This window comes from Glutamicibacter sp. B1 (assembly GCF_039602135.1).
GTDB lineage: Bacteria > Actinomycetota > Actinomycetes > Actinomycetales > Micrococcaceae > Glutamicibacter > Glutamicibacter ectropisis.
In genome coordinates this window covers 1,090,899-1,110,456 of the sequence record NZ_CP125942.1, presented here as the reverse complement: position 1 = coordinate 1,110,456, position 19,558 = coordinate 1,090,899, and the positions used below count along the sequence as shown (strand labels likewise).

Here is a 19,558-nt window from a genome sequence, read left to right as displayed (position 1 = left end):
TTACTTCGCAGCTGGGAAATTATCGGCGGCGAAGCCAAAGACCTGTATATGTACTCACGGATACCCCCTACCCTCAAGGATTAAGCCGTCGTTTCCCAACGCTGCCTGCGACTGCGGCGCAGGCGCCGCCGAATCTGCTGGGCGATCAGGGCAGCGAAAACCACAATGGCAGCCATAATACCGATGCCTACGAAGGCGTAGGACGGACCAATGCTGTCAACAAAGAGACCGGTCACCGGCGAACCCAAGGCAGTACCGGCAGTCATCGCGGAGCCATACCAACCCATGGCTTCACCACGACGCTTTTCAGCCACCAGATCCGTAAGCCATTCTGAGGCTGCCGACAGGGTGGGCGCGCACAAGAACCCTGGCAAAGCCGAGAACAAAGCCAATGACCACGTATCCCAAGCGAAGAACATTGGAATGGTCAAAATCGCCATAAACAGCAACAACAGTAGAGGTGAAATCACGCGCTTCATGGAGCCGTAGATCAAACCACCGATCAGTGAGGCACCACACCAGAAGAAGAAGACCAACCCAAGACGGTGGCTTTGCATCGCAGCATCAAGTTCGGCCACGATGGCCACCTCGGTTCCGGTCAGCAACATCCCTGCACCGGCCGAAGCAATGAAGACTGCCAGAACTGAGGCGCTAATCCAGTTGAAACGGCTCTTGAAGGCGCGTCCGCGTTTCTTGATTCTGGCCCGTGCTGACTTCCAACCAGCAACAATGAGCTCACCTTCAACCTCTGGTACACCCATCGGTGCGGCTGCGATAAAGCTAGCTTCAGCACCCAAGCGCTCCTCATGAGCATTGGCTTGCATGCCGATAGCCTTGGGATCATCACTTCGTGTAGGTGGATTAAGTAGCATCAATGCCAGACCGGCCATTGAGGCAGTCAACCCAATGACGCTCAGGCCAATCACGCTACTGATTTGGGTAGCCACGATGCCAGCGGTGGCAGGACCGACAATGAATACAAGTTCAGTGGCGGTCGCGTCCAGGGCGAAAGCGGTTCGACGCTGTTCACCAGTGGTCATGATGCCCAGCGCTGTACGGACCACAGAAAATACCGGGAGGGCGAACAGTCCGCCGATAAACGCCAGCGGATAGACCCACACCAGTGGTACGTGCGGGACAGTGCACCACACAGCAGTTTCCACTATTACCGAGGGCAACATGGCCCGGCGTAGTCCCCACATGTCCACGCGTGCGCCGCGCCATGGGGCGCCGATAGCGATGCCCAGAGTCATCAACGCGGTCACCAAACCGGCCGATACCCAGCTCTGGTCGAGGTTATTGACCAGGTGCAGCAGCAAGAGCATGCTCAGCGCTGAGTGAGGAAGTCGGGCAATCATGCCAATGAGCAGCAACATCGCAATCTGCGGTTGACGCAAAATCTGCCAATAGCTTTTCATGCCCGACGTGTTCCTTACTTTTCCAAGGAGCCCGCCGAGTTTAACTTGGCGCGCTGTGCAAACTGAGTTCTAGGGAATCCACTGCTTCAGTGAATTGTGTGTTCTGGGACAACCGTCCCTGAATAGCGCCGGCAATTTCCTGCGCTTGGTTTTGGCTTGTTCCCGGTGCGAAAACAAACTGCAAATTAAGTTCTGGTCCTGAGCCACCGCCGGGGACCATTTGGCCATCTCGGGATCTTGAGCCTACTCCTCTGCCGGGAGCCAGCTTCACGGTCTGTAGTTGGCTAAAGCCTTCGGTGGCGTCCTGCACAAGGTTGGCGATCTGCTGATTCTGATAGCTCGGAATCCAGTCGACCTGTTTGGCAAGGTTCCATACGCCCGGTCGTCGAAGCACGAACGTAAAGTCGCTGCCAGGATCAAGAACCAGTAGCTGACATTCTTCACTGACTGCAGAGAGTGCCGCGCGCGGAGCAAATACAGCTACCGGTCGGGCTTCCTTATGCCACGCTTGCAGGCGCTCCACCGTGGTGAAGACAGGCAGTGCCATGCGTCCATCTGGTGCTTTGATCTTCACCAACGCCATGTCGGCTTCTTTATCCGAGGCGAAACCGTGATCGGTCAGCGCTTCCTCGCCCAGTTGCGCAACCACGGCAACAAAAACTCGGGCGGTGGCCAAGGCCTTATGTACTTCGGATTCCGAGCCTTCGCCCGCACGCAGTTGCGCCAATACCTTCATGGTTTTAGCGTCGGCGCTGCCATCGTCTTTGTCGAAGTTATGTAGTGGGTTCCCCTCACCGCTGAGGTCTCGCCCTTCCCAACTCTGCCCCGCAGAGTCGGCAGATGAACCGGCCTGAGCCAGCGCAGCGACAATATGTCCAGGCAGGTGGCGTTGAGGCGCTGATTCAGAATGCTCCGTACTCATAACTCCATGCTATCGGTGGATCTGCTTCTGTTGGAGGGAAGAGCGGAATCTTCTCTCATGAGCTTGAACACCACCAGAAAGTTGCTTCAGATCTTTTTTGTGTCGTTTCGTGGGAAAGGACCGTAAACCGGGAAGCTGATTCCCTTGCCCACTTCAGAAAACAAACGACGGCTTGAAAGCAATGGAGCTTTCAAGCCGTCGTATTCACAAGGGCAGTGCTGGACTTAGCTTCGTCCTGCTACGTCCAGGGCTTCTTGCAAGGTGAACTGTCCCGAGTAGAGGGCCTTGCCCATGATGGCGCCCTCAATGCCCTCCGGAACCAGCTCGCGAAGTACGCGTAGGTCTTCCAGCGAAGAAATTCCGCCGGAAGCTACAACAGGTTTGTTCGTCTTTGCAGCTATTTCTCGCAGTAGTTCAACGTTGGGTCCACGCAAGGTGCCGTCCTTCGTCACGTCGGTGACGACGTATCGGGCACAGCCTGCATCTTCCAATCGTGCAAGGACCTCCCACAGGTCTCCACCGTCTTTGGTCCAACCGTGGCCCGATAGCGTGGTGCCACGAACATCCATGCCGACTGCGATCTTGTCGCCGTGTCGGGCAATGGCCTGCTTGGTCCATTCTGGATTTTCCAGTGCTGCAGTCCCCAAGTTGACGCGGGTGGCACCGAATTCCAAGGCACGATCCAAGGAGGCGTCGTCGCGGATACCACCGGAGAGTTCGACCTTAATGTTCAGTTCCTTGGCGATACGCTGAACGATATCAACGTTGCTACCTCGGTCAAACGCAGCGTCCAAGTCAACTAGGTGCAACCATTGTGCACCGGCGTTCTGCCAAGAGAGTGCTGCTTCTAGTGGGTCGCCGTAGCCGGTCTCGGACCCAGCTTCGCCCTGAACCAGACGAACTGCCTGTCCACCGGCGATGTCTACTGCAGGCAGTAGTTCGAGAATTGGTTGCTCGCTCATGATGTCCTTAGTGAAGTAATAATTTTTAGAGGGTCAATACCCACGCGGCAACGATGCTCATGACGGCGAGCACCCATAGCGCGATGATCCAAGAAATATGGGCCTTCTGGCTTTTGAGCGAGATCGCTCCACCGGCCAGAAATGCACCAACGAATCCAAGCACGATAGTCCACATACTTACAGGGTGCCCAGCCAGTTACGCAGTAGTTGTGCACCGGCTTCGCCCGACTTTTCCGGGTGGAATTGCACAGCAGAGAGTGGACCGTTTTCTACGGCAGCGATAAACGGCGAGCCGTGAGTACTCCAGGTGACTTGTGGCGGAGTCATCGCTGGCTGGGTGACGTCGAATTCCCACTTCTGCACTGCGTAGGAGTGGACGAAGTAGAATCGCTCGTTCTCGACACCGGCAAAGAGTTTGCTTCCCTCGGGAGGCTGCACGGTATTCCACCCCATGTGCGGAATAACATCGGACTGGAGCCGCTCGACCTTCCCTGGCCACTCACCGATACCGGCGGTCTTCACACCGTGCTCAACGCCTTCTTCAAAGAAGACCTGGTGACCGACACAAATTCCGAGCACTGGTTGTCCACCAGCAATACGGCGTCCGATCCAGCGCAATGCTCCGATTTTGGTGAGTTGTTCCATCACAGAGGCGTAGGCACCTACGCCAGGCACAACCAGTCCGTCGGCATTCATGACTTTTTCAGGATCTGCCGTCAGTTCAACTGAAGCTCCTGCGGCTTCAAGTGCTCGGACAGCGGAACGGACATTCCCCGAACCGTAATCCAGAACAACTACATTCTTCTTTTCCACTTACAGTGCACCCTTCGTGGATGGAATCTTGTCGCCCATGCGTGCATCTAATTCGACAGCTTCACGTAGTGCACGTGCAAAGGATTTGAACTGAGCTTCGACGATATGGTGTGGATCGCGGCCCGAAAGGACTTCGATATGAGCACAAATCTGGGCGTGGAAGGTAATCGCTTCGAATACGTGACGGGTCATAGAACCGGTGAAGTGTCCACCAATGAGGTGGTATTCCTGACCAGCTGGCTCGCCTGAGTGGACCAGATATGGGCGTCCAGAGACATCAACGACAGAGCGTGAGAGTGCCTCATCCAAAGGGGCGTAGGCAGTGCCAAAGCGTCGAATGCCGGCCTTGTTGCCCAGTGCTACTCGCAGTACTTCACCAATGGTGATCGCAGTGTCTTCCACCGTATGGTGCACGTCGATATGGGTGTCACCAGTGGCTCTTACCGTTAGGTCAATCAGCGAGTGCTTGGATAAAGCGGTGAGCATGTGGTCGTAAAAAGGCACTGAGGTGCTGATCTCTGACACGCCCGTGCCATCGAGATCGAGCTCGACAAATACAGACGATTCGCTGGTGACGCGTTCCATACGGGCGCGACGTGCGCCAATCAATTCGGCAGACATGTCTTCCTTCACTTATTCTTGCTTATTTTTCAGCGCCGAGTAGCTCGGCAAGACGGTCCAAAAACGCGGTAGTTTCTGATTCTGTTCCGGCAGTCACGCGCAATGTACCTGGGATTCCATTGTCGCGGACAATAATGCCTGCTTCTAGCAGTCCTTCCCACACCGCATGCGGGTTATCGAGCCCGCCGAAAAAGACAAAGTTGGAATCCGAGACCGATGGCTGAAGGCCCAGCTCTTTCAAGTGGGAAACGATTCGGTCGCGTTGCGTTTTGATGTCTTCGACCTGTGCTAAGAGCAATTCGATGTTCTTCAGCGCTGCTACAGCGGTAGCTTGTGTCACCGCAGAGAGGTGGTAAGGCAATCTCACCAAGCGAATGGCATCGGTAACTTCGGGCGCAGCGGCAAGATAGCCAACTCGGGCACCTGCCAGGCCGAAAGCCTTCGACATCGTGCGCGAGACAATCAGTCGCTGACGCCCTTCAAGCAGAGTCAGTGCCGATTTGGTACTGGAGAGGGAAAATTCGGCATAGGCCTCATCAACGATCACCATGCCGTTGTGTTCACTCATGGCATCGTAAACGGCGGTGATCACGTCAAGGCCAAGTGCGGTGCCCGTAGGGTTGTTGGGGGAACACAGAAAAACAATGTCCGGCTGGTGTTCGCGAACCTGCTGAGCAGCAGATTCTGCAGACAGCGTGAAGTCGTCCGCGCGCACTCCTGGCACATACTTTGTGTCGGTTCCGCTAGCAAGTAGTGGGTACATGGAATAAGTTGGCCCGAAGCTCATGAGGCTTCGCCCTGGTCCTCCGAAGGCCTGCAGGATTTGCTGAAGGATTTCATTGGATCCGTTGGCGGCCCAAATATTCTCAGAAGTTAAACTGTGACCCAAGTAGTCGGCTAGTAGCTCGCGCAATTCAGTGAATTCGCGATCTGGATACCGGTTGAGGTTTGTTGCTGCTTTCGCGACTTCTTGCGCGATCGCTTCTACCACCGTAGGAGGAAGCGGATGGGTGTTCTCGTTGACGTTCAGCTGAATGGGCACATCGATTTGAGGTGCGCCGTATGGAGATAGCCCGCGGAGATTCTCACGCAAGGGCAGCTGACTCAAAAGTTCACTGCGGTCATTCACGTGTTAAGTCTACGTGTGGACCAGCTTGGCGGGTGAATCCGCTACGAGCCAAGGTAACAATCCTAGACTCGTTGGTGTTGCTATTCAGCTAGTACTGGAATGGACAGTGAATCGCCGACGCGGATTTCGCTTCCGCTGAGGGAGTTCAATTCAGAGATGTGGTTCACGGCAGAAGTGATGTCGTAGCCATGAGCATATTCTTTGGCCAGGCTCCACACGGTGTCCCCCGGGATGACTGTAACGTCAACCGTTTCGACTCCTGTCGGAAGGTCGGATGAGGCGTGCGCGTCAGAAGCGAACATGGAGACCAGGAATGCGGCAATCACGGTGAGTACAAAAACGGGGACACCTACCAAGATGGCCCAGCCGCGGCGGTTGATGCGGATCTTCATGGGTGTCTGGCTTTGATTTGAGTCAAGTGCGATGGTTGCCATGACTTTATCTCCTCAAGATTGGTGAGCGAAGCGAAGGTGTGTTCGACACTAGTGTTTCGAAACAGTGTTCGAATCTAGTACATCTGTTCTAACAGAGCTTCGTCCGACTTGTCCAGAAGTTTTCGAACAAATCTTTGAAAGAAGCTCCACTATCGACTAAGATTTCGAAGTAGACGAGCAATGAAAACATCACATCATCTGGCTCCGACAGTTTGGACTATCGAACTTTCGACAGAACGCTAGGGAAGGCAAAATCTCATGTCAGCTTCACAACGCACTCCCCGATCGAATGCACGCTCGCTGACGATTCGCCAAAAGAAGATTCTGGAAACCATCCAGCGTGCCATTGGCAAGAATGGTTATCCACCATCCATGCGTGAGATTGGCGACTCGGTGGGACTCAAGAGCCTCTCTAGCGTCACGCATCAGTTGAGCCAGCTAGAAAAGCTCGGATACATTCGTCGAGATCCACGCCGTCCGCGCGCGATGGAAATCTTGTTGCCTCTGCAACTGACAGATGATGCAGAAAACGCTACGCAGTCTGAGAGCGCTGATGCTAAGACCAGCGAAGATGCCATGGTGATTGAGCTCAGCACCTCGGCCGACACAACAATGGTTCCTTTGGTCGGACGAATCGCAGCAGGTGGGCCAATCTTGGCCGATCAGTCCGTTGAGGATGTTTTCTCGTTGCCCCGACAACTGGTCGGGCACGGAGAATTGTTCATGCTCAAGGTTTCTGGCGATTCAATGGTCGATGCCGCAATTTGCGATGGCGACTGGGTGGTAGTCCGACGTCAGCAGAACGCGGAAAATGGTGACATTGTCGCCGCCTTGCTTGACGAAGAAGCCACCGTCAAAACTTTCCGCCAACGAGACGGTCACACGTGGTTGTTACCCCAGAATTCGCGCTACGAGCCAATTCTGGGCGACGCAGCGACGATTATGGGCCGTGTCGTTTCGGTGATGCGCTCGCTCTAGCCACGTAATGCCAAGAAGGGTGTTGATGCATGTGCATCAACACCCTTCTTGGCATTTGGTCTTACTTGACACTCCACGTATCAGCCATGGCACGGAGTCAGTTCAAGCCATTGTGCATAGACCATAAAGTGGTCTGGAGTGCTGTTCGGTCTACTTCTTGGTGGGCTTCAAACGCTCTAGAACACCAGAAATAACTTTCTTGTCGACTGTTGGCCACATCGGTGGCAACGTTGCTTTCAAGAAGCTCCCATAACGTGCGGTTGCCATGCGTGAATCCAAAATGGCAACAACACCTCGGTCATTAACCGATCGAATCAATCTACCCGCACCCTGTGCCAGCCGAATGGCAGCATGCGTAGCCGAAACCTGCATAAAGCCATTGCCGCCGTGTTTAGCAACGTCCTCGGTACGTGCCTTCGATATCGGGTCATCAGGCCGCGGAAAAGGAATCTTATCGATGATGACCAGGCGGCAAGAATCGCCCGGGACATCAACTCCCTGCCACAGTGTCATCGTGCCGAACAGACAAGTGTCGCGTTCCGTTGCGAACTGCTCCACCAAGGATTTCATGCTGGCTTCACCCTGACACAAAATGTCCACGTCCAACCGTTCGCGCAAGATGCTGGCTGCTTCTTCCGCTGAGCGTTTTGAAGTAAACAGGGCCAAGGCCCCGCCGCCGGAGGCCTTGATAAGGTCTTCGATCTCGTCCAAGGTTTCTGCGGCTAGTTGTCGGCCCGGTTTTGGCAAATGCTTGGCCACATACAAAATGCCCTGCTTGGGGTAATCAAAGGGACTGCCCACATCAACACCCGTCCAAGAGGGTGCACCGGCTCCCATCAGGCCTAGAGAGCCTGCGACAGCATCAAATTGCGAACCAATGGCCAATGTTGCACTCGTTAGTACCACGGTGCGCCCATCGAAGAGGCCTTCACGAAGCTTGCCTGCAACCGACAGCGGCGCGACGTTCAAAGTCGCTGGTTGTGATTCTTCCGCCTCAACATAGCCTCGGCCTTCGACAAACTCCCTAGGACGCGTTGTGTAAAGCACTTCACGTCGTTCCTCGGATTCAAGCATGCGAATCGCGTCATCCATGACAGCCTGAAGCTGAGACCGTGCGGTCTGACGACCGCCATCAGCAGGTGCATTAGCCTCTGGTTTAGATAGCGCCAACGCGAGACGCGCCTGCTCAACAATGTCGTTGAGGGCAATGCCCATATCCTCGCGCAGGCCTTGCTCCAAGAGACCAGTTGGAATCCCGGTGAGGGACTTTTCCAAGCGATTGGCAGCCTTGACCATTTCGTCAACGTTCACGCCACAATGACGCTTCGCTCCGCCGGCAGCGGTCATCACCATGCGCGCCGATAGCGCGCCAGAGACCGAACTGGTGACGCGGTCTTGCAATTCGTGGGCCTCATCGATGATGGCCACATCAAAGTCAGGCAATACCGACAGACCTTCGAAGGCAGATACAGCGAGCAACGCGTGGTTGGTGATGACCACGTCAGATTCGGAGGCTCGTGCGCGTGCCATTTCCGAGAAGCATTCATCGGCCATCGGACATTTTTGGGAACCTAGACACTCCATCGCAGAAACGGAGACTTGTTTCCATGCTTTATCACTGACGCCAGGAACCAATTCGTCCCTGTCACCTGTGTCGGTGCGCTCGGCCCAGTCCCGAAGTTTCATCACTTCACTGGCAAGTGGTGAATAGGTTGTCCCCGCAGGTACCGCCGGTTCGTCCATCGAGAACAGGGTGCCTTCATCGTCAGGGTATCCCCCACCGAGTTTGTACTGGCAAAGATAGTTAGAACGGCCTTTGAGTAGGGCAACGTCCATCGGACGGGAGAGCTTGCCCTTGAGCGACTCAAGTAATCGTGGCACATCGCGACCAACAATTTGCGACTGCAGCGCGAGTGTTGCGGTAGAAACAATCACTGGTTTAGCGCTCGTTTGCGCGTGAGCTAGTGCCGGAATGAGATAGCCCATCGACTTTCCCGTACCAGTACCTGCTTGAACCAATAAGTGTTCCTCGTCTTCTAAAGCAGTCACCACGTGCTTGACCATTTCCTGCTGGCCAGTACGCATGGCGCCACCCATGGAAGTTACCGCGGCCTCGAGTAGCTCAAGGGCCTGCTCTTGCTTATCCATGAATGTTGAAAGTCTCCAACTCTGCAGCGAGGGAATCTCGTACCTTCACGATCATCCGCGTGCCATTTTCTAGGTGTTCGCTTTCCAAGATTTCGGACTCACTCTGGTGCAACTTAGCAATCAGATCCCCACGCTCGTAAGGAATAAGAACTTCAAGCTGGATACCGGGACGCGGGATTGAGGTGCTGATCTTTTCTAGGAGCTGGTCAATGCCCTCGCCGGTGTGAGCCGAAACAACCGAAGTGTTCGATTCACGGTTTCTGATTCGTTCAATAACAAACGGATCAGCAACATCAGCCTTATTTAGGACGATGATTTCCGGAATATTCAACGCATCAACTTCTCCAAGGACCGTACGAACAGCCTGGATCTGTCCTTCCGGGTCAGGGTGTGAAGCATCAACAACATGCAAGATCAGATCTGAATCCGCGATTTCTTCCAAAGTCGAACGGAAGGCCTCGACCAACTGTGTAGGCAGGTTCGATACGAACCCCACAGTATCGGCCAGTGTGTAAGTCAGTCCGTCTTCGGTCGCAGACTGGCGTACGGTCGGATCCAGGGTGGCGAACAGTGCGTTCTCAACCAGGACGCCGGCGTTAGTCAGGCGATTGAGCAACGAAGACTTTCCAGCGTTCGTGTACCCAGCGATTGCTACTGCCGGAACTTCATTGCGCTTTCGGTTCGCTCGTTTGGCTTCACGTGCAGGTTTCATCGCTTTGATCTCACGACGTAGTTTCGCCATGCGGTCACGAATACGACGACGGTCCATTTCGATCTTGGTTTCACCAGGACCACGGGAGCCGATACCGCCACCGGCCGCACCTACACGACCACCAGCCTGACGCGACATGGATTCACCCCAACCGCGAAGTCGTGGCAAAAGGTATTCCAGCTGAGCCAGTTCGACCTGTGCTTTACCTTCTCGGGACTTCGCGTGTTGTGCAAAGATGTCCAAGATCAAGCTGGTGCGGTCAATAACCTTGACCTTCACGATGTCTTCGAGCGCACGGCGCTGCGAAGGAGCCAGTTCGGCGTCAACCACCACGGTATCGGCGCCGGTAGATGCCACAATTCCGCGCAGTTCCTCAGCCTTGCCTGAGCCGAGGAACGTCGAAGGATCCGGCTTACTGCGTCGTTGGACGACCCCGTCCAAAACTTCGGAACCTGCGGTCTCAGCTAGAGCCGCAAGTTCACGTAAGGAATTTTCGGCGTCGTTGACGGTTCCCTCGCTCCAAATACCAGCCAAGACAACTCGCTCAAGGCGAAGCTGGCGATACTCGACTTCGGTAACGTCTTCGAGCTCAGTGGACAGGCCAGCTACACGGCGCAAGGCGCGACGCTCGGCGAGGTCGTCTTGGTCCCCGTCATATTGGCTTAAGCCTGACGAAAAGCGATTGAGCGCAGTGGCCTGTCCGGAGAAGATTGAGTTTTCTTCTTCGCCGAAGTGTTGGACTTGTGGGCTCTGGGCATCGTCGGCTTCGAGGATCCGGTCGATGGCGGCCTGGATCTGGGCATCATCCATTGATGCCGAATCGTGCTCGTGTGACTCGGAGTTAGTCATGGTCTCCTTAGAAGTACTTCGCATTCCAGAATAGTGCGGGTGACCCCCACTTCGCGACGTGGCGCGTGAGGATTCAGTCGGTTCATCAAACATTCGCGGTCCTTTTCAGAGCACTCGAAACATTAGTGAGGCAGGTGAATGCGCGGTTACCAAGGAGCAAAGGCGAATGGCAGGTGTGTGATACACAACGTGCGGAAAACAAAAAAATGACTTTGCTGCCTGCTGATTTCAATATCCGCGCGCTCGAAAAGCACGCGTGGATATATCTGATCGCGAGGTAACCACTGCGGTTACGTATTAGACGAAAACGAAAGTCATAGAGAAAACTCTATCAGTCATTGTTCCGGTTGCCTATATAGCTTTGCTCACGTTGATTGCGCTGGTCTTTGGCCTCGGGATACACAAGGATAAACTTTGGCTATGACCTCGGATCACTACTTCACGGCCACCCCTGCCTCCGCTGATGAGCGACGCACCATTGAAGTCGAACTCAACGGCAAGGTGCGCAAGGTTCAAACTGCCGCAGGCATCTTCTCGCCTGCTGGTTTAGATAAGGGCACCGCAGTGTTGTTGCAGTACGTTCCAGCGCCCCGCGGCCGCGTACTGGACATCGGTTGCGGCTGGGGACCTATCACGCTGACCGCTGCTGAACAGTCACCGGAATCTACCGTGTATGGCGTAGACGTGAACGAGCGTTCGATTGAACTAACACGACTAAACGCCCAACAGTTGTCATTGAGCAACGTGGTGGTCGGAACCCCTGAATCTGTGGATCCGACGCTTGAGTTTGATACGATCTGGTCCAACCCACCGATCCGCATCGGAAAAGAAGCACTACACGAACTGCTGATGCTCTGGCTACCGCGCTTGGCTGCCGGTGGAGATGCTTGGTTAGTCGTACAGAAGAATCTGGGAAGTGATTCTCTGCAGAAGTGGCTCATCGAGCAGCTTCCTGCCACCTGGTCAGTCACCCGTGAAGCCACGGCCAAGGCCTTCCGAGTATTAAAAGTTTCCCGTCCAGCTTAGGACAACCATTAAAACGTTGCAGTCATCTTGTTCATTGAACAAGATGACTGCAGTTTTTACGTCTTAGACTACTTGGCGCCAATTACTCCTCGGGCAACCAATTCGGCTGGCCCGGACAGAATCGTGTCCTCGCCACCTGCTTCGTTGGCACGGAATTCGACCCCGACAACACCGCCTGGCACCGTCACGGCCCACTGATTGATAAGCGCTGTGCCACGAGCCCAATATCGTACTGCGGCGGCCGCTGCACAGGCCCCGGTCCCGCACGAGAGCGTCTCCCCCACCCCGCGTTCGTGAACACGCATCTTTATCTGAGCGACGCCGTCTTCTTCAATCAGGGGCTCATTGGGAACAACAAACTCCACGTTCGTGCCATGTTCAGGCTTTGGAGCAACCTCTGGTTCTTCAAACAGATCAAGAGCATCGAGCATGCCCCCATCTGGAAGGGCCACGACCGTATGTGGGTTGCCCATAGTGATGCTCAAAGCCGGTAGCGCTTGGTCCCATCCACGAGGCTTAACCAGTGAATCAATGGAATCTGCTTCAGCTTTATCTTCAAAGATCAGTCCCCACGGCCCAAGATTCACCGCGTATCCGTCGGCGATCCTGGTGATCATCTTGATCCCAGCACGGCTGCCAATGTAGAAGCTTTGACCGACAAGAAGTTCTATCAAGCCTTCAGCAATCAGGAAGTGCGCGAAGGCACGCACGCCATTTCCGCACATCTCTGCAATTGACCCGTCGGAATTTCGATAATCCATAAACCAGTAAGCGTCAGGATTTTGATCTGCTAGTTGCTCGTATCCCGGCATCTTCGATGTAGGTACTGCGCGGATCATCCCGTCTCCGCCGATACCAAAACGTCGATGGCACAGCGCAGCAACTTGCTGGGCGCTGAGATCAATTTCTGCGTTCGGATCAGCGATTAAAACAAAGTCATTACCCGTGGCATGCCCCTTGGCGAAGGGCTGCCCCGCCAATTGACCTAGTTCAGTGCTGTACATCGATGCTCCTAGCGTATTGGTGAGTCTTATGACTTGCCGACAAGGGACAGGGCCTTGCCAATAAGATTCGGCTCGGTGGGGTTCAGCCAGTTGACCCGGGGGTCAGCATTGAACCAAGTGATCTGTCGTCGAGCAAATTTTCTGGTGGCGATTACCGTCTGCTCAATGGCTTCAGCCCGAGTAATCTTGCCGTCAAGATAATCGGTGTATTGCTGGTAGCCGATCGCGCGCGAAGAGGTCTTCCCCTCGCGTAATCCTTGCTCCAAGAGTCCAGCAACTTCTGCAGCCAATCCCATGGAGTCCATTTTCTGCACACGAGTTTCTAGTGCCTCGTGTAACGCTGAACGATCGTAGTTTAGTCCGATTTGAAGCGCCGGGGCCACGTACTCTCGCTGTGGCATATAGGAGCTAAACGGACGCTGCGAAATCTCGTAGACCTCCATTGCCCTGATAGCCCGTCGCAGATCTAGATTGCGTTCAGCCGACACCGGATCCACACTGGCCAATCGACGACGTAGATCGCCATCGCCATGTTCCTGGACTTCTGCTTCCAGTCGTTTTCTGACGTCTGGGTCCGTGGGCGGGAAATCGATCACGTCGAGGGCTGCTCTGACATAAAGCCCTGAGCCTCCCACCATCACTGGAACCTTACCGCGAGCACGAATCCGCGAGAACTGTTCGCGGGCCTGCTCTTGGAATGCGGCCACCGATGCTTCTTCGGTGATCGATAGGGTATCCAATAAATGATGTTCGATTCCGCCACGTTCAGATACCGGCAATTTTGCCGTCCCGATATCCATTCCGCGATAGAACTGCAAAGCATCAGAATTGACGATTTCACCGCCCAGTTCTTGGGCTAGGGCAATCGCTAAATCTGATTTGCCGGTACCGGTAGGTCCAACGATTGCGATCACCGGCAAATTAGTTTCGGTCATCGGGTTAGCTACGAACCTTGAGCGTTGGCATACCCAGACTTGTGCGTCCCGGCGTGCTCGAAGCTCCTGGGGTCGGTACACCACAGCTTTCTGCCTGGGAGCGATCCCATGCGTCACCTGCACGCGAACGACGCAACGAGTATTGTTCTAGCTCTGGATCAGAAATCAGGTGGAACGCTGCGACCTCGGTAATCGGCAGGGTCACCAGATCGCCGGGGCGTGGCACTTCAGCTGTCGGTGGCACCGAGAAGTGCACGAGGCGTTGGTCCTGGGCACGGCCAGCAAGTCGGTGAGTTTCCTCAGCTTTGCGACCTGATTGCTCGGTCACCATTACCTCAACGGTTCGGCCCAGCTGTTTAGCGTTTTCTTCCTTGGCAATACGATCTTGAAGCGCGGTCAAACGCTCGTAGCGTTCTTGAACGACTGCCTTGGGCAGCTGGTCGTCTAGGTTAGCTGCCGGTGTGCCCGGGCGCTTCGAGTATTGGAAGGTGAAGGCCGAGGAAAAACGCGAAGCTTCTACGACATCCAAAGTTGCTTGGAAATCCTCTTCGGTTTCTCCCGGGAACCCGACAATGATGTCGGTGGTAATCGCAGCGTGTGGAATGCGTTCGCGGACCTTATCGAGGATGCCAAGGAATTTCTTGGAACGGTAGGAGCGACGCATGTCTTTGAGGACCTTGTCGGATCCAGACTGTAGTGGCATGTGCAACTGTGGCATTACATTTGGTGTTTCAGCCATGGCTTCGATGACATCATCGGTGAACGCTGCCGGGTGCGGGCTGGTAAAACGAACGCGTTCGAGCCCTTCAATTTCGCCACATGCACGTAGGAGCTTGCCGAAGGCCAATCGATCTCCGAATTCGACGCCGTAAGAGTTAACATTTTGGCCAAGCAAGGTGACCTCAATGGCGCCGTCATCTACCAGCGCTTGGATTTCAGCCAGGATTTCACCGGGTCTACGGTCACGTTCCTTACCGCGTAGTGACGGAACGATGCAGAAAGTACAGGTGTTGTTGCAACCAACGGAGATCGAGACCCATCCGGCGTAGACGGACTCACGGCGGGTGGGCAATGTCGATGGGAAGACATCGAGGGATTCTAAGATCTCGAGTTCTGCCTGCTTGTTGTGCTCCGAACGGGCCAAAAGGGTAGGCAACGATCCAATGTTGTGGGTACCGAAGACGACATCGACCCATGGGGCCTTCTTCAAAATGGTGTCTCGGTCCTTTTGAGCCAAGCAACCGCCGACGGCAATCTGCATGTTAGGGCGTTCTGCCTTAATAGCTTTGAGAATGCCAAGGTTTCCGTAAAGCTTGTTGTCCGCGTTTTCGCGCACTGCACAAGTATTGAACACGACGACGTCGGCGACCTCGTCCTTGAGTTCTTCAGGCTTGCGGTTTAAACCAGCGTCTTCCAAAAGACCTGAAAGTCGTTCGGAATCATGGACATTCATTTGGCAACCGAAGGTACGCACCTCGTAGGTACGCGAGGTTTCTTCAGTGTCCGGGTTGCTCACGGTATGTTGCTCAGTCACCCTTCAAGATTACCGAAGTTTCGATACAGCTGAAATGTAGGTGAACCTAGGGAACATGTTCAGTACCGTGAGCTTCAGCTTGAAGAAACATCGGAGCAACGGCACAGAGGTTACCTGTAGGATCATGTTGTTTCGTCCACTGACGATTCTTAAGCCCACAAACAGGACGATAAGTCACTTGCCCGATAAGCAGCCATCAAAAAGTTCAAAGCCGCGTTCGTCCAAGATGTCACGCAGGATGAAGACTTTCCATTGGTGGATGGCATCGCTCACTGCACTGTTCGTCATTGTCATTCCGGTGATCATCGGCGTGATTCCGCCAATAGATTACAAGACCGATGATCTACTGTTCCAAGTCGAAGTAGGCGCGGTGTTGATGGGAATCCCTACGATCGTGATCTGGGTATGCGTTGGAGTAGATGCCTGGATTACCAGTTGGAGTAGCGGCGCACCTATTCGGTGCAACAAGCGTTAATTCTCAGCCCCAAATCGGTCATTCCATTCTTCGCGCGCAACTTTGAACGCCATTGACCCGTTATAGCCCTTGCGACCCAGCATTCCAACGAGTCTACGTAAGGCCCTGTCCCGGTCTACTCCCATGTATTCCGGGCGGAGTTTTACACGGACTAGCTCTCTGGCGCGTTGTTCTTCTGCTTCATCGTCGATCTGCTCTAAGGCTTCAGCAACGAGTTCATCGTCAACGCCTTTGGAACGTAGTTCATGTTTGATGGCGCCGCGAGCCAACCCCTTTGAACGGGCGCGAGCGACAGTCCAGGACTTAGCGAAGCGTTCGTCGTCCACGAGATTAATCTCGGCGTACCGCTCGATAACTTCCTCAGCAATATCCTCCGGACATTCCTTTTCAATCAGCTTGTCTTTGAGCTGCTTTGCCGTTTTGTCACTGGCAGTGAGCTGACGGAGTAAGATTCCACGTGCTTTCTCACGCCATTGATCGTCGGTGAGTTCTTCTGCTTCTCCCGACTCACGCGCGACTTTACGAGCTTCCCGTGCCTCACGCCGCTCCTTTTTCGTCGGTGCCGGCGGTGGTGGTGTGGCCTCAATGCGCGCCATGGCGGCACGTAATTCTTCAACACTTTGAGGTTGTTTACTTTTACGTGAAACCGGAATGATGATCGGTTGGCGTCCTCGTTCGGGACCGTCCGATTCTAAGGAACTGCTGACGTTTTCATCCGCATCGGCCCTTGTTTCCGCCGGATCTGGCTTAGCCCAGTCCGGCATGTCATCAAGGTCCCCTTGAAACTCTTGTGAAACGGACGTAGCGTCCGACCCGGATTTGTATCCGGGTCGGACGCTACGTCGTTTGAAGTTTGAAGACACTACTTGTCGCCCTCGACAACTCGCAGTTCTGTCTCGTCTTCTTCAACTTCGTCCTTTGGTAGGACGCCGAGCTTCTGCAAGATCTGGCGCTCAAGCTCGTCGGCCAGATCTGGGTTATCGCGAAGGAATCGACGGGCATTTTCTTTACCCTGACCCAGCTGATCACCATCGTAAGTGAACCAAGCACCGGACTTCTTGACCAAGTTGTGCTCAACACCCATATCGATCAAGGAACCTTCACGGGAGATTCCGTGGCCGTACAGGATGTCGAATTCAGCCTGCTTGAAAGGAGGAGCCATCTTGTTCTTGACGACCTTGCAACGGGTACGGTTACCGACCGGGTTGGTTCCCTCCTTCAAAGTCTCGATACGGCGGATATCGATACGAACCGAGGCGTAGAACTTCAGTGCCTTGCCACCGGTAGTGGTTTCAGGACTGCCGAAGAAGACGCCGATCTTCTCACGCAGCTGGTTGATGAAGATGGCCGTAGTCTTGGAAGCCGACAAACGGCCGGTAATCTTTCGCAGAGCCTGCGACATCAGACGAGCTTGCAGGCCGACGTGGCTGTCGCCCATTTCGCCTTCAATTTCGGCACGTGGTACCAGTGCAGCCACGGAGTCAATGACGATAATGTCCAACGCACCGGAGCCTACGAGCATGTCCATGATCTCCAGAGCCTGCTCACCAGTATCTGGCTGCGAGACGAGAAGAGCATCGGTATCTACGCCAAGCTTCTTCGCGTATTCAGGATCCAGAGCGTGCTCGGCGTCAATGAATGCTGCAACGCCGCCAGCCTTCTGTGCGCTGGCAACAGCATGCAGTGCGACAGTGGTCTTACCCGAGGATTCTGGACCATAAATTTCCACGACACGTCCGCGTGGCAGTCCGCCAATACCCAGAGCGACGTCCAATGCGACCGAACCAGTAGGAATGACTTCAATGGGTGCACGAGTTTCATCACCCAGGCGCATAACCGAGCCCTTGCCATAGGCCTTGTCAATTTGGCCGAGGACAGCCTCTAGTGCTTTTTCTCGATCATTATTTGCTGCCATGGTTCACCTTTTGCTCGTGCAAGTCGGTAATGACTTGCTCATGATTTATGTCCTGCTGTAGACAGTATGCTCGCCCACCGACACTTTGGACCCTGATAGCCCGCCAGTGTGGACATTCTCAGTGCTTAAGTTTTTTAGTGCAGTTTCCTGCGCCGTTTCTAGAATAATCATATCCGAACAGATGTTCGAAATCCAACACGCCGTTTCCTAAGTATCGAAAATACAGACTTCGAATTCGCCGCTCAGGAATCCTTGGGTTCAATATCCACGCCAAGCCAACGCTCAACGGGAACATCCTGGGCGCGGCACAGAGCCTCCCAGATTTGCTTGGGTTTAATGCCTTTTTTCAGGGCTTCGGAAGGTGTGAGACTATCAAGCTCGGTCAATGCCATTGAGTCAGCAAGAACATGAGAATACCTTGCCCCGAACTCGGCCTCCATATTGCGCCAAAAATCGCTGATTTTCACCTAACCATTCTCCCATGACATAGGCAAGGAGCCCACGCATTAAGCGTGGACTCCTTGAGCGGCTCCGGAAAACTCGATTACTGAGTAGCGGACACCAAAAGATTTTTTGAAATTAGACGGAAGCCAGTGGCTTGCCGGTGGCCTTGTCAGCGAATTCGTTAGCCATGTCCGTAGGCACGGTATCAGGGATGGCGATACCTTCAGCTAAAGCTACGCGTTCGGATACCTCACGAAGCATCAGGGACAGTGGAATTTCCAGCGCCACGCAGATCGAGGAAAGCAACTCTGAAGATGCTTCTTTCTGACCGCGTTCAACTTCGGAAAGATATCCGAGGGAAACTCGGGCGCTATGTGAAACCTCGCGAAGTGTGCGTCCCTGGCGCTGACGGACGTCACGCAGAACATCGCCGATTTCATGACGGAGTACTACCATTTTGTGCTCCTCCTTCTCGGGCTGGACCGTATGGGCTTCTCCCATATCGCGCCAACGGACAACACCATTGACAGTAACGGGTTGCTTGACCATAAATTTAGCCTTTGCTCCTAGGTCCATCTCGAAGATCTGTTTAATACGGGGGCCAACCTTGCGACCCTGTAATTCGTACAACGGTGGGTCATACGATTTTGTTCCCCGATCTTCAGCCTAATCTGAAAAATGCGATACATGCCACATAAAGATCGATTTTTGCGTAATGTCTCGGGAGAAATAGTCTTACGCGTCTTACTGTGAAGAAGCTTTATTCAGTATGACAGCCAACTGTTGAAGGGCTGCTTGCGTACTCTGCTCCCGAATCTGGGCGCGGTCGCCAACAAAGTGATGTTCCTTGGACCCCGACTCTTCGCCACGAGCCCAGCCGATGAAGACGGTGCCAACGCTCTTGCCATCATGAGCCTCTGGGCCGGCCACGCCCGTTGCTGAAACCGCCAGGTCCGCACCACAAGCCTGCAATGCTCCTAGGGCCATCTGCCTAGCGACCTCAGGGTCAACGGAACCATGGGTTTCAAGCAAATCAGCATCGACCTTGAGCAATTCTCGTTTAACGTCCGAGGAGTAGCTAACGACTCCCCCACGTAATACTGCCGAAGCCCCAGATACTTCTGCCAAACGAGCGGCAACCATTCCAGCAGTTAACGATTCTGCCGTGGCCAGCTGTACGCCTTGTGCAATGGCCTCGGCGATGACAGCCGGAGCTTGAGATTTCATCATGAGCGAGTG

Annotated in this window: 21 protein-coding genes; 3 read left to right on the top strand and 18 right to left on the bottom strand. The window is 54.3% G+C overall.

From position 1 onward, the window contains the following. Positions 1-80: 80 nt before the first annotated feature. The 8 genes from QMQ05_RS05155 to QMQ05_RS05120 form a co-directional block, all read right to left on the bottom strand. Positions 81-1,418: an MFS transporter gene (locus QMQ05_RS05155; protein WP_334123289.1), complete on the bottom strand. Its 1,338-nt coding sequence runs from the start codon at positions 1,416-1,418 to the stop codon at positions 81-83. A 40-nt stretch (positions 1,419-1,458) separates the two neighbouring features. Further along, complete coding sequence (locus QMQ05_RS05150) at positions 1,459-2,340, bottom strand: SseB family protein (RefSeq protein ID WP_345473556.1); 882 nt, start codon at positions 2,338-2,340, stop codon at positions 1,459-1,461. A gap of 224 nt (positions 2,341-2,564) precedes the next feature. After that, positions 2,565-3,302, bottom strand: coding sequence for a bifunctional 1-(5-phosphoribosyl)-5-((5-phosphoribosylamino)methylideneamino)imidazole-4-carboxamide isomerase/phosphoribosylanthranilate isomerase PriA (gene priA / locus QMQ05_RS05145; RefSeq protein WP_058255164.1), 738 nt, complete (start codon positions 3,300-3,302; stop codon positions 2,565-2,567). Between the two features lie 25 nt (positions 3,303-3,327). After that, entirely contained in the window at positions 3,328-3,477 is a 150-nt protein-coding gene (locus QMQ05_RS05140; protein WP_176715362.1) for a hypothetical protein, read from the bottom strand. Positions 3,478-3,479: 2 nt separating this feature from the next. Beyond that, positions 3,480-4,115: an imidazole glycerol phosphate synthase subunit HisH gene (gene hisH / locus QMQ05_RS05135; protein ID WP_058255165.1), complete on the bottom strand. Its 636-nt coding sequence runs from the start codon at positions 4,113-4,115 to the stop codon at positions 3,480-3,482. Beyond that, a complete protein-coding gene (gene hisB / locus QMQ05_RS05130) occupies positions 4,116-4,736 on the bottom strand; it encodes an imidazoleglycerol-phosphate dehydratase HisB (protein WP_058255166.1) in 621 nt (206 codons plus the stop codon). A gap of 22 nt (positions 4,737-4,758) precedes the next feature. After that, on the bottom strand, positions 4,759-5,865 hold the full coding sequence (locus QMQ05_RS05125) for a histidinol-phosphate transaminase (protein ID WP_345473552.1): 1,107 nt from the start codon (positions 5,863-5,865) through the stop codon (positions 4,759-4,761). An 80-nt stretch (positions 5,866-5,945) separates the two neighbouring features. Further along, positions 5,946-6,299, bottom strand: a complete 354-nt coding sequence (locus QMQ05_RS05120) for a LysM peptidoglycan-binding domain-containing protein (protein WP_058255168.1) — start codon at positions 6,297-6,299, stop codon at positions 5,946-5,948. Between the two features lie 258 nt (positions 6,300-6,557). Here QMQ05_RS05120 and lexA point away from each other — a divergent pair, with 258 nt between their 5' ends. Continuing rightward, positions 6,558-7,277 carry a transcriptional repressor LexA gene (gene lexA, locus QMQ05_RS05115; protein ID WP_058255169.1) on the top strand — a complete coding sequence of 240 codons (720 nt, stop codon included), beginning with the start codon at positions 6,558-6,560 and terminating at the stop codon, positions 7,275-7,277. Positions 7,278-7,427: 150 nt separating this feature from the next. On the opposite strand, the gene QMQ05_RS05110 is transcribed toward lexA, so the two are convergent. Continuing rightward, the gene (locus QMQ05_RS05110; protein WP_345473551.1) at positions 7,428-9,425 is read right to left on the bottom strand and encodes an ATP-dependent DNA helicase; all 1,998 of its coding nucleotides are present in this window, start codon (positions 9,423-9,425) and stop codon (positions 7,428-7,430) included. Beyond that, entirely contained in the window at positions 9,418-11,079 is a 1,662-nt protein-coding gene (gene hflX, locus QMQ05_RS05105; RefSeq protein WP_434063174.1) for a GTPase HflX, read from the bottom strand. Before hflX ends, QMQ05_RS05110 begins: the two co-directional genes overlap by 8 nt. A 327-nt stretch (positions 11,080-11,406) precedes the next feature. On the opposite strand from hflX, the gene QMQ05_RS05100 reads away from it, so the two are divergent. After that, the gene (locus tag QMQ05_RS05100) at positions 11,407-12,012 is read left to right on the top strand and encodes a class I SAM-dependent methyltransferase (RefSeq protein ID WP_345473548.1); all 606 of its coding nucleotides are present in this window, start codon (positions 11,407-11,409) and stop codon (positions 12,010-12,012) included. Positions 12,013-12,080: 68 nt separating this feature from the next. Here the strand turns inward: QMQ05_RS05100 and dapF are convergent, their stop codons facing one another. The 3 genes from dapF to miaB are packed head-to-tail and all read right to left on the bottom strand — an operon-like array spanning position 12,081 to position 15,404. Beyond that, entirely contained in the window at positions 12,081-13,016 is a 936-nt protein-coding gene (gene dapF, locus QMQ05_RS05095) for a diaminopimelate epimerase (RefSeq protein ID WP_345473546.1), read from the bottom strand. A 26-nt stretch (positions 13,017-13,042) separates the two neighbouring features. Next, entirely contained in the window at positions 13,043-13,951 is a 909-nt protein-coding gene (gene miaA / locus QMQ05_RS05090; RefSeq protein WP_345473544.1) for a tRNA (adenosine(37)-N6)-dimethylallyltransferase MiaA, read from the bottom strand. Positions 13,952-13,955: 4 nt separating this feature from the next. Then, positions 13,956-15,404, bottom strand: a complete 1,449-nt coding sequence (miaB, locus tag QMQ05_RS05085) for a tRNA (N6-isopentenyl adenosine(37)-C2)-methylthiotransferase MiaB (RefSeq protein WP_345474643.1) — start codon at positions 15,402-15,404, stop codon at positions 13,956-13,958. Positions 15,405-15,723: 319 nt separating this feature from the next. On the opposite strand from miaB, the gene QMQ05_RS05080 reads away from it, so the two are divergent. Continuing rightward, positions 15,724-15,960 carry a hypothetical protein gene (locus QMQ05_RS05080; protein WP_345473542.1) on the top strand — a complete coding sequence of 79 codons (237 nt, stop codon included), beginning with the start codon at positions 15,724-15,726 and terminating at the stop codon, positions 15,958-15,960. On the opposite strand, the gene QMQ05_RS05075 is transcribed toward QMQ05_RS05080, so the two are convergent. The 5 genes from QMQ05_RS05075 to QMQ05_RS05055 form a co-directional block, all read right to left on the bottom strand. After that, positions 15,957-16,823: a regulatory protein RecX gene (locus QMQ05_RS05075; protein WP_345473540.1), complete on the bottom strand. Its 867-nt coding sequence runs from the start codon at positions 16,821-16,823 to the stop codon at positions 15,957-15,959. The genes QMQ05_RS05080 and QMQ05_RS05075 overlap by 4 nt on opposite strands. After that, positions 16,823-17,875 (bottom strand): recombinase RecA, encoded by a 1,053-nt coding sequence (gene recA, locus QMQ05_RS05070; protein ID WP_058255177.1) that lies wholly within the window; start codon positions 17,873-17,875, stop codon positions 16,823-16,825. The genes QMQ05_RS05075 and recA overlap by 1 nt, the downstream gene beginning before the upstream one ends. Positions 17,876-18,117: 242 nt before the next feature. Beyond that, positions 18,118-18,342: a DUF3046 domain-containing protein gene (locus QMQ05_RS05065; RefSeq protein ID WP_058255178.1), complete on the bottom strand. Its 225-nt coding sequence runs from the start codon at positions 18,340-18,342 to the stop codon at positions 18,118-18,120. A gap of 112 nt (positions 18,343-18,454) precedes the next feature. After that, the gene (locus QMQ05_RS05060; RefSeq protein WP_058255179.1) at positions 18,455-18,868 is read right to left on the bottom strand and encodes a helix-turn-helix domain-containing protein; all 414 of its coding nucleotides are present in this window, start codon (positions 18,866-18,868) and stop codon (positions 18,455-18,457) included. Positions 18,869-19,063: 195 nt separating this feature from the next. Next, positions 19,064-19,549 (bottom strand): CinA family protein, encoded by a 486-nt coding sequence (locus tag QMQ05_RS05055; RefSeq protein ID WP_345473536.1) that lies wholly within the window; start codon positions 19,547-19,549, stop codon positions 19,064-19,066. Positions 19,550-19,558: the final 9 nt, after the last annotated feature.

What these genes read in the sequence shown, in the direction of transcription:
- QMQ05_RS05155 (WP_334123289.1), bottom strand. Translation starts at nt 1,418, where the DNA reads ATGAAAAGCTATTGGCAGATTTTGCGTCAACCGCAGATTGCGATGTTG.
- QMQ05_RS05150 (WP_345473556.1), bottom strand. Translation starts at nt 2,340, where the DNA reads ATGAGTACGGAGCATTCTGAATCAGCGCCTCAACGCCACCTGCCTGGA.
- priA (WP_058255164.1), bottom strand. Translation starts at nt 3,302, where the DNA reads ATGAGCGAGCAACCAATTCTCGAACTACTGCCTGCAGTAGACATCGCC.
- QMQ05_RS05140 (WP_176715362.1), bottom strand. Translation starts at nt 3,477, where the DNA reads ATGTGGACTATCGTGCTTGGATTCGTTGGTGCATTTCTGGCCGGTGGA.
- hisB (WP_058255166.1), bottom strand. Translation starts at nt 4,736, where the DNA reads ATGTCTGCCGAATTGATTGGCGCACGTCGCGCCCGTATGGAACGCGTC.
- QMQ05_RS05120 (WP_058255168.1), bottom strand. Translation starts at nt 6,299, where the DNA reads ATGGCAACCATCGCACTTGACTCAAATCAAAGCCAGACACCCATGAAG.
- lexA (WP_058255169.1), top strand. Translation starts at nt 6,558, where the DNA reads ATGTCAGCTTCACAACGCACTCCCCGATCGAATGCACGCTCGCTGACG.
- QMQ05_RS05110 (WP_345473551.1), bottom strand. Translation starts at nt 9,425, where the DNA reads ATGGATAAGCAAGAGCAGGCCCTTGAGCTACTCGAGGCCGCGGTAACT.
- hflX (WP_434063174.1), bottom strand. Translation starts at nt 11,079, where the DNA reads ATGTTTGATGAACCGACTGAATCCTCACGCGCCACGTCGCGAAGTGGG.
- QMQ05_RS05100 (WP_345473548.1), top strand. Translation starts at nt 11,407, where the DNA reads ATGACCTCGGATCACTACTTCACGGCCACCCCTGCCTCCGCTGATGAG.
- dapF (WP_345473546.1), bottom strand. Translation starts at nt 13,016, where the DNA reads ATGTACAGCACTGAACTAGGTCAATTGGCGGGGCAGCCCTTCGCCAAG.
- miaA (WP_345473544.1), bottom strand. Translation starts at nt 13,951, where the DNA reads ATGACCGAAACTAATTTGCCGGTGATCGCAATCGTTGGACCTACCGGT.
- miaB (WP_345474643.1), bottom strand. Translation starts at nt 15,404, where the DNA reads ATGAATGTCCATGATTCCGAACGACTTTCAGGTCTTTTGGAAGACGCT.
- QMQ05_RS05080 (WP_345473542.1), top strand. Translation starts at nt 15,724, where the DNA reads ATGAAGACTTTCCATTGGTGGATGGCATCGCTCACTGCACTGTTCGTC.
- recA (WP_058255177.1), bottom strand. Translation starts at nt 17,875, where the DNA reads ATGGCAGCAAATAATGATCGAGAAAAAGCACTAGAGGCTGTCCTCGGC.
- QMQ05_RS05060 (WP_058255179.1), bottom strand. Translation starts at nt 18,868, where the DNA reads ATGGTCAAGCAACCCGTTACTGTCAATGGTGTTGTCCGTTGGCGCGAT.
- QMQ05_RS05055 (WP_345473536.1), bottom strand. Translation starts at nt 19,549, where the DNA reads ATGATGAAATCTCAAGCTCCGGCTGTCATCGCCGAGGCCATTGCACAA.